Raw genomic sequence first — 12,692 nt, 5'->3', positions numbered from 1 at the left:
ATCTCGTGTATTTTCATTGTTATTGGGCTTGTTTCAAGCTTTCGATATTCGGTTCAGTACCAAACCATTTTTTGTAAATTTCTGCGTATTTGCCGCTGTCGATCACTTTTTTCAATGCCTCGTCAATTTTTGGTTTCAACTCGCTTCCTTTCGGGAACATGAGACCATAAAACTCAGATTGGAAGTTTTTCGGGTCAGCAATCGCTTTGATCTTTTTGTCTGGGTTGTTTTTCACGTATTCATTGGCTACCGCGTTGTCTGTGACCACTGCATCAACACCGCCGTTGAGCAAATCCATAATGGCGACGACCGTGTTTTCAAACTTTTTGATATTTTTATTCTCTTTCCCAAGCAATTTCTCTACAGCTTCTTGCCCTGTGGTGCCGTTTTGTACACCTACTGTTTTTCCTTTTAGGTCAAGCGCGTTTTGAATCGGGCTTCCTTCTTTAACCATGATCATATGAGTGGATTCAAAATAAGGAATGGAAAAGTCGTATGTTTGCTTGCGTTCATCATTAATCGTAATGCCTGAGATGCCCATGTCGATTTCTTTGCTTTGCAATGCGGCAAACAGCGGATCCCAGCCGATGTTTCGCAATTCGTAGTCAAGACCGGCTTCTTTCATAATAGCATCGAGAAGATCGACGTCGAAGCCGACAATTTTTCCTTTATCCATATACTCAAACGGCGCAAACGCCGCATCTGTGCCGACGACGATTTTTTTCTTTGCTTCCCCGCCGCCGCTCGATGACGAGCTTGTTTCCGTTGACTTGCCGCCGCAGGCAGCGAGCGCCATCAGCAACGCGGCAACAACAGTCACGAATAAACCTTTTTTCATTTTAAGCATGTTATAAAATCCCCCTTTGAAATCATTGTCGATGAACGATTATCATACTATCAATATTTTTTTGGTTATGCAATAGGTTTTATAAAAATAATTGTTTGAACATTTTGGTATCCACTCCTTAATAAGAAAATGTGGGTTTTATCAATGGTTTTATCGTGATAAATAAAATGGGATTGAATTTTTATGAAATAATGTTCATGAAAGGGAGTCGCGGTTATGTATGATTCTGAATTTACTAAATATTATATCAGAAAGAGGGAGTGTTGTACATCTTTATTTTAAATTCTTTTATTTTATCGTATTTGGAAAAAAATAAATACTATTGTATAAATATTATTTGTTCCGTATGATAAAAGTGTGGGTGGCAAGACAACAAAGGAAGGGGAGCACGACATGGTTTTATTTTCAGTCATTGTTTACTTAGTTGGCATGCTGTGGATCGGCTATTGGGCGTATAAACGGACGTCGAATTTGTCCGATTATATGCTTGGCGGCCGGACGCTCGGACCGGCCGTGACCGCGCTTAGTGCTGGGGCTTCCGATATGAGCGGCTGGCTGCTCATGGGGCTGCCGGGGGCGATGTATATCGATGGAGTGAGCGCCGCATGGATCGTCATCGGCTTGACGCTCGGCGCTTATGCAAACTGGCTGTTCGTTGCGCCGCGCTTGCGCGTCTATACGGAAGTGGCGAACGATTCGATTACGATTCCAGAGTTTTTAGAAAACCGTTTCGGCGATGCGTCGAAGTTGTTGCGGATGGTGTCCGGCATTGTCATTATGGTCTTTTTTACGTTTTATGTATCGTCCGGCCTTGTTTCGGGCGGCGTGTTGTTTGAAAACTCATTCGGCGTCAGCTATCATACGGGCTTGTGGATCGTCGGCGGCGTTGTGGTCGCTTACACGCTGTTTGGCGGCTTTTTGGCCGTCAGCTGGACGGACTTTGTGCAAGGGACGATTATGTTCATTGCGTTGATTTTGGTGCCGGTCGTGACGCTGTTCCATACAGGCGGGCCAGTAGATACGATGGAGACGATCCGCGACATCGATCCCAACTTGTTGAACTTATGGAAAGGAACAAGTGTTCTTGGCATCATTTCGTTATTCGCCTGGGGGCTCGGCTATTTTGGCCAGCCGCACATTATCGTCCGCTTTATGGCGATCAAATCGGTCAAAGAAATGAAAAGCGCTCGGCGCATCGGCATGGGTTGGATGATTTTCTCGGTTGTCGGAGCGATGTTGACGGGTCTGTTTGGAATCGCTTACTTTTCGCAGCGCGGTATGAAGCTTGATGATCCGGAAACGGTATTTATTAAGCTCGGGCACATTTTGTTCCATCCGATTATTACCGGGTTTTTGCTGGCGGCGATTTTAGCCGCGATTATGAGCACCATTTCATCGCAGCTGCTCGTCACCTCAAGCTCGCTGACCGAAGACTTGTATAAAGTCGTGTTCCGCCGCGCGGCTTCGGATAAGGAGCTTGTCTTCGTCGGGCGTTTGTCGGTGCTCATTGTCGCCATTGTCGCAACGGCGCTGGCGTACACGAAAAACGACACGATTTTAAACTTGGTCGGCTATGCGTGGGCTGGATTTGGCGCATCGTTTGGTCCAGTTATTCTGTTGAGCTTATGCTGGCGGCGGATGACGAAATGGGGGGCGCTCGCCGGTATGGTCGCCGGGGCGTTGACAGTCATTCTTTGGACGCAATCCGCCTACTTAAAAGGGTTGTTGTATGAAATGATCCCCGGTTTTGCCGCCAGCTTGGCAGCGATTGTGATCGTCAGCTTGCTGACGAAGGAACCAGAAAGGAAAATAGCTGAACAATTTGATCGATTCAAGCAGTTGCTGTCCTAAAAATAGGCAAAAGGGTGTCCCTTTGCGCAGGGACACCCTTTTTGTCGTTTAGGACTATTTCACTTGATTCCAATCCGGGTACAAGTCGATGCGCCGGTCGCGCCATGTCGCGACCGATCCTTTTTCCCGCACTTTGCGAAGAAGTGATAAGTCGAGATCGGCGGTCACGACCATGTCGTCGTTGATCTCGCCGGCTGCGAGCACGCCGCCGGGTGGGAACGGGATGTCGTTGGGCGTGATGACGGCCGCTTGGCCGAAATTGGCGCGCATAAAGTCGACCGCCGGAAGCGCTCCAACCGTACCGGTCGTGACGACATACACTTCGTTTTCAATGGCCCGCGCGTGGCAGCAATACCGTACTCGGTAAAACCCGTGCCGGTCATCGGTGCACGACGGACAGAAGATGACATCCGCCCCTTTGGCGCGCGCCAAGCGGACGATTTCCGGAAACTCGATGTCATAGCACGTCAAAATGGCGATCGCTGCTTTGTCTGTTTCAAACACATGCATGGCGTCGCCTGGAGCGATATTCCACTCGTTCACTTCCGTTGGAGTGATGTGCAGTTTCGCCTGCCGACGGACATGCCCGTCCGGCGTGAATAAATGGGCGACATTGTACAGCTTGCCGTTTTCGCGGATGACATGCGTGCCGCCAATCAAATACATACCGGTGTTTTTGGCGAGCGACGTAAACAGCTCGATGTATTTTTCTGTATAATCCGGCAAGTCGTCAATCGTCGCCGCCCGTCCGCCATCAAGCGGAATCGAGAGCAGCTGGGTTGTAAAAAATTCCGGGAACAACACAAACTCGGCGTCAAACTCTTGCGCCGTTTTGACGTAATGCGTCACTTGCGCGGCAAACTCGTCAAACGAACGGATGGTGTGAAGATGATATTGGACAGCCGAGACGCGCAATGGCGGCACCTTCCTTTCTATATTGTATATGGCATCTATTTTAGCATCATGAAAATCGTTTGGAGGCATTTGTTTTTTTGATATGTGCGCCCTCGCTTCCCTTCCTATTTCAAAGGGGGCAGAAAAAGACAGGGCCAAGCACTTGTCTATTTGCCTTCATAGCGGCGGTACGCGCCGTGATGTGTCGGCCCCACGTATTCGTTGAGCGGGAACGAGTGGCGGATCGCCGCGGTGATGAACGCTTTGGCCGTCGCAATGGCGTCTTTCACCGACCGCCCTTTCGCCAGCTCGGCGGCAATGGCGGCCGAGAACGTGCAGCCCGCTCCGTGCGTATACGTCGTGTCAATCCGTTCCGATTCGAGGAGTTCAAACGTTTTGCCGTCGTAAAGGACGTCGACCGCATAGTCATGCGGAATTTTCCGACCGCCTTTGACGATGACGTATTGGGCGCCAAGCTCATGGATGCGCCCGGCCGCTTCCTTCATGTCCTCGATCGTTTCAATGCGCGGCAGGCCGGCTAGCTGCGCCGCTTCAAACAAGTTCGGCGTCACAACCGTCGCTTTTGGCACAAGCATTTCGCGGTAGCACACCGTATTTTCTGGATGAAGCGGCTCATCGGCCCCTTTGCAAACCATAACTGGATCGACGACCGCATTTTTCAACCCATGTTTTTCGATCGTCCGCGCCGCTAGCTCAATGATGTCCGTTGTCGGAAGCATGCCTGTTTTCAAGGCGTCAATGCCGACGCCGACGATGATCGTCTCTAGCTGGGCTTCGATCGTTGCGAGGTCGACGGGGAACACTTGGTGCGCCCACCGGTTGTGCGGGTCCATGGCGACGATTGTCGTGATCGCCGTCATTCCGTAAACGCCAAGCTCTTGGAACGTTTTTAAGTCCGCCTGCAGCCCGGCGCCGCCGCTGCTGTCCGACCCGGCGATCGTTAATGCTTTTGGCATTGTCATCATACTCACTCTCCTTTGTTCCATATGAATTATATCATGAATCCACTTCAAGGCCGAAACAGTTGTTCCGCATCGACCGAAAAGTCTTCGAGCACAAGCGCACGCGCGATGCCGGTTTCTTTCCAGACGCCGGCTTGTTCATATTGTCCATTATCATTGAGCGAGTAGAATGGCACAACACGATGCATAGGGTTTACGATCCCAGTATTCATGGACTCCGTATTGCGTATACAAATTCAATTTGAACACGAGATCGTACGCCTGGTTGGAAGGGCTCAAAATCTCGATGATCAACATTGGGACGCCGACAAATTTTGTGTCCATTAATCCGCTTCGATCGCAGATCACGGTTAAATCAGGGACGACAATTTTCTCGCCTTCGATCCGTTCGTTCTTTAGTTCGGCATCAAAAGGGGCATGAAACACTTCGCACGGATTTTTTTTAAAAAATGGAGCAGTTTGACGTGCAACCGCCTCGATAGGTGTTGGTGCCGGGTCGAAGGAGAGGGGCATCAACATAACGCCATCAATGTATTCTAAAACGCGGTCGGTTGTTTCCCGCATGCCGTAAAATTCGTTAAGCGAAATCGCCTGTTTTTCTGGAAAATTCACAAAACCACCTTCTTTCCCAGCTTTACATGTTATGATACAATGCCCGCTTTGCCGAACGAAAATGATTTTGCATAACGAAACGGATACAAAAAGAAAAGCCGCCCGCTGTGGGCGGGCGGTGCGTGGTACGGATGGGCAGTGATGAACAGGCGGCCGACAGCGCGCGTTGCCGGCCGCGCCAACCAGCGGTTAGTTGGCGGCCAACGTTTTTCCGAGCGCTTCGCGGGCCGGTACGTAGCGGTAGCCGAGGTCGCGAGCGACCGCTTCGTACGTGATCTCGCCGTTAGCGACGTTGACGCCAAGCTCAAGAGCTGGATTATCAGCGATGGCTTGGATGACGCCTTTATTGGCGATTTGCAAGGCGTATGGCATCGTGACGTTCGTCAAGGCGATCGTTGAAGTGCGCGGAACGGCTCCAGGCATGTTGGCGACCGCATAATGGACGACGCCGTGTTTGACGTACGTCGGGTCGTCATGTGTCGTGACGTGGTCGCTCGTCTCGACAATGCCCCCTTGGTCGATGGCGACATCGACGATGACCGAACCCGGTTTCATCGCTTTCACCATATCCTCGGTGACGAGCTTCGGCGCCCGCGCCCCTGGGATGAGGACAGCGCCGATGACAAGGTCGGCCTCAGCAACCGCTTCGGCAATGTTCATTGGATTGGACATGAGCGTCGTAATTTGGTTGCCAAAAATATCGTCAAGCTCACGCAGGCGGTCAGCATTCAAGTCGATAATGGTGACATCTGCCCCGAGGCCGACGGCGACTTTTGCCGCATTCGTGCCGACGACCCCGCCGCCGATGATCGTCACTTTGCCGCGAGCGACGCCTGGGACCCCGCCAAGCAAAATGCCTTTGCCGCCGTACGGTTTTTCTAAAAATTGCGCTCCGATTTGCGCCGCCATCCGTCCGGCTACTTCGCTCATCGGCGTCAACAGCGGCAGCGTGCGGCCAACTTGCACCGTCTCATAGGCAATGGCGATGACGCCGCTTTCTTTTAAGGCACGTGTCAACTCCGGGTCGGCGGCCAAATGCAAATAGGTGAACAAAATGAGACCCGGACGGAAATAGCCGTATTCGCTTGGCAGCGGCTCTTTTACTTTCATCACCATATCGGCTTGTGTCCAAACATCTTCCGCCCGCTCGATGATTTGTGCTCCGGCACGGGCGTAATCGCTGTCGCTGAAACCGCTTCCAACCCCTGCCTCTTTCTCAATCAGCACCGTATGTCCTGCCTGAACGAATGACAAAACGCCAGCCGGCGTAATGGCGACACGGTTTTCGTTATTTTTGATTTCCTTTGGCACTCCAATAATCATAGATATCGTTCCTCCTCATAAAATTGGCCTTACTTATAGTATAAGAGAGAGAGAATGAGCCCGGCATTGTTCAAAAAAGAGAAAGAAGCGCCCGGATTTTGTGGATTTCCACAAATTCAACCACGCGCTTCGTATTTCGCTAATTTAATATCAATGTATAATTTGATTTTTTGATTCATGTCATGCAGATCCAGTTCGGCGATGTCGGCGATCCGCTTGAGCCGATAAGCAAGCGTGTTCGGGTGAACGTTGAGGGCGTCGGCGGTTTCTTGCACGTTTTCGTTATGGTCCAAAAATGTTTCAAACGTTTTCACCAAGTCGCTATGATGCTTCTGGTCGTACGATTGCAGCTTCGTTAACGCTGGGTTCGTCCATTCCCCTTGCCGCTTTTGTTCAAGCAAAAAATCAAAAAACTGGTAAATGCCAAGCTGGGCATAGCCGTAAACCGACTTGATTTCATCGCCGAGCCTTTCTTTCAGCGCTAGGACGGCGAGCGCTTCACGGTAGCTTTTTTCAATGAGGCGATAGGCGCCATATACACCGCCGAACCCGCATTGCACATCGTGGATGTGAAATCGTTCTTTCATTTTGGAGGCGAACGATTCGATGAACGCGTTCAGTTCTTTCAATGGCTGGTCGGTTTTGGGCGCCCCAAGCAAAATGACATCGCGGCCGTCGGTCGTATAAAGAAGGAGCGGAAGTTGCTGGGTTGTTTGCAGCAGGTAGGAAATTTGCCGTTCCATTTCAGCGGTCAAATCGGCCGCAAAACGGAAGACGACGACGGCAAACTGCGGTGCTGCCGTAATTTGCATCGCGGCAAGATAGGCGCGAATTTCGTCTTCGGTCGAGATATGGCCGGTGAGCAGCTTCCAAAACAGCTCTTGCACCCGCTCTTCTTTTTTGTTTTTGCGCATATACAGCTGCAGCACCTTGTTTTTCGCCGCTTTCGCCGCCAGCTTCAGCCATTCCATCTCTTCCGGAGAGAGGGTGCGGTTTGTCTCAAGCACCCAAATGAAGCCGATCACCTCATCGTTTTTCCAAATCGATACAGCGACGCGGCTTCCGAGGCCGACGTCTGGAATCGGCGGGATGCGCACCGGCTCGCGGCTTTTGAGAAGCGCGGGGATGGCGCCTTGCTTCCATAAGCTGTTGATCACTTTTTCCGGCACGCGCCGGCTGATGATCGTCGCCGTTCGCGCCGGGTCAGTGTAATCGTCGTGGGCGCTGTAGGCGATGAGTCGATGGTTCGCATCTTCGATCGTCACCGGGCATTTCAGCACGTCGCTGACGCGGTCGGCAAACTCTTCAAGACTGTCAAATTCGCCGCGGAACGGGTCAGTGTAATGAGACATATCGGTTCCTCCGCATCATTCAAGTGATGATAGTTTCATTTTATCATAATGTATTCTGATGAAGAGGGATGGCAGAGCTTCTTGTCGAATGAAACATATTGACGTGTTGGCCGCCTTTTTCGTGACAAGGCTGTATACGTTTGACATCGTTGTCGCAAGCAACTTGTTCGGCGACATTTTGACCGATCTTGGCGGCACGGCTTGCGGTTTTCTTCGGTTTCGGTATACTGTTTTCAGATGAACTGCAAAAGAAAGGATGACACGCTTTGTTCAAAAAATGGTTTGGCAAGCAACAGCTGAAGGAAGAGACGATTACCGCGCCGCTTGACGGGACGATTATGCGGCTTGAAGACGTGCCGGATCCAGTGTTTGCGCAAAAAATGATGGGCGATGGCATCGCCATCGATCCGGCGGATGGGGATGTCGTCGCTCCGGTCGATGGTGAAATCGTCCAGCTCTTTCCGACGAAACACGCCATCGGCTTGCGTTCGGAAGCGGGGGTGGAGCTGCTGATCCATGTCGGCATCGACACCGTGTCGATGAACGGGGAAGGATTCACCGCCTATGTCAAAGCCGGCGACCGAGTGCAACGGGGCGATCGGCTTCTTTCTGTCGACTTGCCGCTTGTGCGCGAGAAAGCGAAAAGCGCGGTGACGCCGATCATCATCACGAACGGCGACGCCCTCGAAAGCCTCGAGAGAGAGGCCGAGGCATCAGCCAAAAAAGGCGAGACGGTCTTATTTCATGTGAAAACGAAATAAGGGCGGCAGGGAGGACATATGGCGGTTTCGCATTCATAAGGTTTTAATCGGTTGGATGGGCGTGCCGGGTCAGGGTGAAGACCGTCAGCCGACAGTGAGCCACCGCTGGGTGCACGTGCTCACCTTGCCGCTCGAACTTTGCCTCACTGGCGGCAAGCTGAAACAATTGCGCAAACAAAAAGCAGCATTATCCAAGCGCCAGTGTGGTGAATGAGCTGAGATCATGGCCGGGACTCGAATAAAAGCTGCCAATAACGCCCTTGCGAGTTGGCAGCTTTTTTTAGTTTGTCAGGTATTGTGCAAGTCAAGTCTCCTAGTATACATGCAACATGAAGAGTTAAACTTATCAGTCATCCTGCACACCCTAAGCGTTGCAGAACTTCCTCCAGACATTCGTGGATGTAGTTGACAAACCCAGTAATGGATTGAATGATATCGTTGCGATCCTTGTGAAATACATTGGCAATCACCGTATCTTTCAGTCATTTCCATAAGCGTTCGATCGGGTTCAGCTGTGGCGAATAGGGAGGAGGGTAAATAAAGCGAAAACACGGCCCTTCTTCCCGCGAAAATTCCTTGACCATGTTGGCATGGTGAATGCGGGCGTTATCCAACACTGAGACCATGAGACGGTCTGTATAGATGCAATTTGAAGCTTTAACATTTGTCACTTTTACCGAGCATTTGATTGACTGTCGGGCGAACGAACAACCCCGCTTCCGGACCCATGTATGGGTCTGTGAAGCGGGTGGTTGTTCGGTCTTCCGTCACGCCAAAGCGTGACGGGGGCAAGCCTGTGGCTTGCCTTCGACAGTCGAAAAATGGACAAGCCTCTTTTCCGTCAAGGATATGTTAAACTTCTTCGTTGCATCTATATGGATCGAGCTCGTTGAGCATTCTCAAGAAATCCAAGAACGTCGCGGCATTGGCAGCAATCGTTTGATGAAGCACCGTTTCACCATTATGGACGTTCACCGCGCCAAACAGGGATGCGTGGACATGATGGCCGAACGTCGGCGCTTGTTTTTGACGGCCGACTTCCGACCATGCGGACCGCAAGACATGGCAAGAGCGGATATGGGTTTCATTAAGGTGCAACAAGACCGAACCACGATCCATTAAGTTTTTTATGAAGTCGATCTGTTTCTCAACATTCTTTTGTCGATTCGGATCGTCTTTCGCCAATGTGTCGGTCGGCCGTGTCCACGACAGCCCTTTGCGGTGCAGGAGTTTTCGCAGTGTTTCACGTGAAAGGCAAACACCAAAGTGCTTTTCGACATCAGATTCGACTAAAAGAATCCATTAATGCCGATTTTTCCGCTGACTAAGCCATAGCGGAAAACGGATGATAAAGCTAAGGAACAACACCATGAGCACGAGGAGGGCGGATGTTTTTTGGGCAATTTGCTGCGCATCGGCCACGAGCGCTTCGGATTGAATGTACCACAAATGGACCGGAAGAGTCGCGCCTTCGGAAAGGAGATGGAAATCCCACATCTCGCCAGATGACGATGTCCCACCGACTAGCAAAATGATGGCGGATTCGCCAAATGCTCGGCATGCGACAAGGCTGATGCCGGTCAAGATGCCTTTCATGGCGGCAGGGAGCACCGTTTTGACAATGGTCTGTGCTTTGGTTGCGCCTAAAGCGAAGGAGGCTTCCCTCCAAGCGGAGGGAACCGCCGTGATCGCTTCTTCGGAGACGCGGGCTAAAACTGGGAGATTGAGCAATGCCAATGTGATGGATGCTCCTAAAATGGTCACGCCGATTTGAAAGTATTCCACAAACAAGGCGTAACCGAATAGACCAAACACAATCGACGGGACAGATGCCAAGCTTTCAATGGCCGCCCTCACCCATTCCATGATTCGGCTGTTTGGGGCGTATTCCGCTAAAAAAATACCGGCTCCAATTCCGATGGGCAACGACAAAAGCAATGATAGCACGAGAATGTAAATCGAGTTCCATAAGAACGGCCCAACTCCTCCTCCAGCGTCGATTTCTTCGGGCAGTCCTATGAGAAAATGTATATCAATGTCTGGCAACCCTTTTCGCACGATCGTATAAAGAAGGGATAAGATGATCAAAAAGACGGTTGCGGAAATGATGCTGATCATCCCCAGTACGAGTCGATTCATGAGACGACGGATGCGGAGCCGACTCATTTTTTTATGAAGGCCAGGGGCTTGATTGTTCATGATGACGATCCTCCTTTCAGACGCAAGCGGCGAATCATCATAATGAGAGAAATGGAGATGAAAAGCAGCAAAAGCGCCATCATATAAAGGGCATGGTTGGCCGTTGATTGAAAGTCGACGTTTAAAATTTGCATCACGATATGGCTAGTTAACACACTTGATGGCGTGACTAAATCAAATCCCCATTGCGCCACGTTGCCGATAACCATCACGACGGCCATTGTTTCGCCAATGGCGCGTGCCATGCCGAGGATGACAGCCGCGGCAATTCCAGATTTGGCGGCAGGAAGTAACACTTTTGCAATCATTTCTATTTTGGTTCCTCCAAGGGCATAGTTGGCCTCCCGCCATTCGTTGGGAACCGCGCAAAGTGCATCGTCGGTGATGCGGGTGATGGTAGGCAAGATCATCATCGATAGCACGATCGCTGCCGCAAGAATGCCATCCCCAACTGGAGCACCGGTAAGCTTCCGGATCCATGGAACGAGCAGGGTCGCTCCCAAATACCCGTAAACAATGGATGGAATGCCGACCAATAAATCAAGCAGTGTCCGAAGCCATTGTTGAAGCTGGGGAGGGGCCATCTCCGCAATAAATATGGCTGTCAAAATGGAAATCGGTGTGGCCATCAACAGCGTCACGAACGTTAAATATAGCGTTCCGGTGATAAAGACGGCAGCGCCGTATCGATGATGTTCCGGATCCCATCGGGAGGAAAAGAAAAATTCCGACGGAGATATATCTCGAAACACGAGAAGGCCTGTTTTGCTGACGAATAGAACGATGGCGCTCAATACGACAATCAGAAATACGATGCTCGTCAAGCAAAAAAAACGAAACAGGCGGTCGGACCTATATTTTGTGATCCAGCGTTGACGTTGAGCAGTCAACAAGTGGGTGGCCTCAGTCCAATCAGGAGACAGCTTTTCCATTTTCCTTTCCCCTTTCTTTCATCGAACGGAAAATCAGCCTCTCCGCCAATAAAGGAGAGGCTGAAAGAGGTCGTTATTTCACGGGAATGAATTTTAATTTTTTCAAGGAGCCATTTTGGAACTTTTTGCTTAAAATATAATCGATAAAGGCTTTGTCCGCGCCTTTGGCTTCCCCTTTGGTCAGTAAGTATCCATAGCCGTAAAAGATGTATTTGCCGCTGGCGGCATTAGCTGTGGTTGCTTTGACACCGTTGATGCTGACGGCTTTAATTCCGCCTTTCACATAAGCCAAATCAACAAATCCAATGGCGTTTGGATTCGACGCAACGGCATTCACCATATCCCCTGATTTTTGCACTTCTTTATAGTTATCTCCTGTCGTTTTGATCATATGGCCGTCCATGATTTTGTCTTCAAAATTGACGCGTGTTCCAGATCCTTTGGCTCGGTTGATGACGACGATTTCTTCATCTTTTCCGCCTAATTGTTTCCAATTTTTGATTTTTCCTTCATAGATGTCTTGGATTTGTTCGACGGACAGGTTGCTGACGGGATTGCCTTTGTTGACAATGACAGCGAACGGAATTTTGGCAATTTTGTATGCTTTTAATCCTTTGTAAGCGGGGAACCCTCCGACTGCTTTGGTGGCATCCCAGTCGCATGCTCCGATGGTGGCGACTCCTTTTGTGACAGACTGCGGACCGGCGATGGAAGAAGAGCCGGAAACCACAATTTTGACTTTTGGATGGCTCTTTTTAAATTCTTTTGCCGCTTGTTGAGTTAACGGCAACAAAGCTGTGGAGCCGGCGATCACAATTTTTCCAGATACTTCAGCGGCATCGGCGCGATGCTCGGTGGCGAAGGCTGCTCCGAGCAACAACGTGGATGAAAGAACAGCAGAAATGACTCTTTTCCATAATGTGCTGCGTTTCATAAAT

At 50.4% G+C, this 12,692-nt stretch carries 15 protein-coding genes and 1 pseudogene; 4 read left to right on the top strand and 12 right to left on the bottom strand.

Annotated elements, in window-relative coordinates:
- Positions 1 to 19 precede the first annotated feature (19 nt).
- Positions 20 to 847 carry a basic amino acid ABC transporter substrate-binding protein gene (locus BJQ97_RS17035; RefSeq protein WP_160157472.1) on the bottom strand — a complete coding sequence of 276 codons (828 nt, stop codon included), beginning with the start codon at positions 845 to 847 and terminating at the stop codon, positions 20 to 22.
- A gap of 393 nt (positions 848 to 1,240) precedes the next feature.
- On the opposite strand from BJQ97_RS17035, the gene putP reads away from it, so the two are divergent.
- Positions 1,241 to 2,698, top strand: coding sequence for a sodium/proline symporter PutP (gene putP, locus BJQ97_RS17030; RefSeq protein ID WP_160157471.1), 1,458 nt, complete (start codon positions 1,241 to 1,243; stop codon positions 2,696 to 2,698).
- A 54-nt stretch (positions 2,699 to 2,752) separates the two neighbouring features.
- On the opposite strand, the gene BJQ97_RS17025 is transcribed toward putP, so the two are convergent.
- The 6 genes from BJQ97_RS17025 to BJQ97_RS17000 form a co-directional block, all read right to left on the bottom strand.
- A complete protein-coding gene (locus BJQ97_RS17025) occupies positions 2,753 to 3,613 on the bottom strand; it encodes a carbon-nitrogen hydrolase family protein (protein WP_160157655.1) in 861 nt (286 codons plus the stop codon).
- A 146-nt stretch (positions 3,614 to 3,759) separates the two neighbouring features.
- Positions 3,760 to 4,575, bottom strand: a complete 816-nt coding sequence (gene pdxK, locus BJQ97_RS17020; protein WP_160157654.1) for a pyridoxine/pyridoxal/pyridoxamine kinase — start codon at positions 4,573 to 4,575, stop codon at positions 3,760 to 3,762.
- A 47-nt stretch (positions 4,576 to 4,622) separates the two neighbouring features.
- Positions 4,623 to 4,763, bottom strand: a complete 141-nt coding sequence (locus BJQ97_RS17015) for a hypothetical protein (protein WP_160157470.1) — start codon at positions 4,761 to 4,763, stop codon at positions 4,623 to 4,625.
- Positions 4,729 to 5,187, bottom strand: a complete 459-nt coding sequence (locus BJQ97_RS17010) for a Uma2 family endonuclease (RefSeq protein WP_160157469.1) — start codon at positions 5,185 to 5,187, stop codon at positions 4,729 to 4,731. The genes BJQ97_RS17015 and BJQ97_RS17010 overlap by 35 nt, the downstream gene beginning before the upstream one ends.
- 189 nt (positions 5,188 to 5,376) lie before the next feature.
- Positions 5,377 to 6,510 carry an alanine dehydrogenase gene (gene ald / locus BJQ97_RS17005; protein WP_160157468.1) on the bottom strand — a complete coding sequence of 378 codons (1,134 nt, stop codon included), beginning with the start codon at positions 6,508 to 6,510 and terminating at the stop codon, positions 5,377 to 5,379.
- Between the two features lie 116 nt (positions 6,511 to 6,626).
- A complete protein-coding gene (locus tag BJQ97_RS17000; protein ID WP_160157467.1) occupies positions 6,627 to 7,862 on the bottom strand; it encodes a PucR family transcriptional regulator in 1,236 nt (411 codons plus the stop codon).
- Between the two features lie 94 nt (positions 7,863 to 7,956).
- Between BJQ97_RS17000 and BJQ97_RS16995 the strand changes: the two are divergent.
- The 3 genes and pseudogenes from BJQ97_RS16995 to BJQ97_RS16985 form a co-directional block, all read left to right on the top strand.
- A pseudogene (locus BJQ97_RS16995) lies at positions 7,957 to 8,070 on the top strand (tartrate dehydrogenase); the annotation flags it as partial.
- Between the two features lie 58 nt (positions 8,071 to 8,128).
- Positions 8,129 to 8,623: a PTS sugar transporter subunit IIA gene (locus BJQ97_RS16990; RefSeq protein ID WP_160157466.1), complete on the top strand. Its 495-nt coding sequence runs from the start codon at positions 8,129 to 8,131 to the stop codon at positions 8,621 to 8,623.
- Between the two features lie 61 nt (positions 8,624 to 8,684).
- Positions 8,685 to 8,837, top strand: coding sequence for a hypothetical protein (locus BJQ97_RS16985; RefSeq protein WP_236567314.1), 153 nt, complete (start codon positions 8,685 to 8,687; stop codon positions 8,835 to 8,837).
- Between the two features lie 268 nt (positions 8,838 to 9,105).
- Here BJQ97_RS16985 and BJQ97_RS17520 read toward each other — a convergent pair whose 3' ends face one another.
- The 5 genes from BJQ97_RS17520 to BJQ97_RS16960 all read right to left on the bottom strand — a co-directional run bounded on the left by BJQ97_RS17520 (position 9,106) and on the right by BJQ97_RS16960 (position 12,688).
- Complete coding sequence (locus tag BJQ97_RS17520; RefSeq protein ID WP_201451710.1) at positions 9,106 to 9,249, bottom strand: transposase; 144 nt, start codon at positions 9,247 to 9,249, stop codon at positions 9,106 to 9,108.
- 226 nt (positions 9,250 to 9,475) lie between these two features.
- Positions 9,476 to 9,742 (bottom strand): hypothetical protein, encoded by a 267-nt coding sequence (locus BJQ97_RS17830; protein ID WP_236567312.1) that lies wholly within the window; start codon positions 9,740 to 9,742, stop codon positions 9,476 to 9,478.
- Positions 9,743 to 9,925: 183 nt separating this feature from the next.
- Positions 9,926 to 10,822 (bottom strand): phosphate ABC transporter permease PstA, encoded by an 897-nt coding sequence (gene pstA, locus BJQ97_RS16970; protein WP_160157465.1) that lies wholly within the window; start codon positions 10,820 to 10,822, stop codon positions 9,926 to 9,928.
- Positions 10,819 to 11,754: a phosphate ABC transporter permease subunit PstC gene (pstC, locus tag BJQ97_RS16965; RefSeq protein ID WP_160157464.1), complete on the bottom strand. Its 936-nt coding sequence runs from the start codon at positions 11,752 to 11,754 to the stop codon at positions 10,819 to 10,821. The genes pstA and pstC overlap by 4 nt, the downstream gene beginning before the upstream one ends.
- Before the next feature lie 73 nt (positions 11,755 to 11,827).
- Positions 11,828 to 12,688: a phosphate ABC transporter substrate-binding protein gene (locus BJQ97_RS16960; RefSeq protein WP_160157463.1), complete on the bottom strand. Its 861-nt coding sequence runs from the start codon at positions 12,686 to 12,688 to the stop codon at positions 11,828 to 11,830.
- Positions 12,689 to 12,692 lie beyond the last annotated feature (4 nt).

The organism is Geobacillus sp. TFV-3, assembly GCF_009901865.1.
Classification (GTDB): domain Bacteria; phylum Bacillota; class Bacilli; order Bacillales; family Anoxybacillaceae; genus Geobacillus; species Geobacillus thermoleovorans_A.
This window is presented reverse-complemented; position numbering and strand designations above follow the sequence as displayed.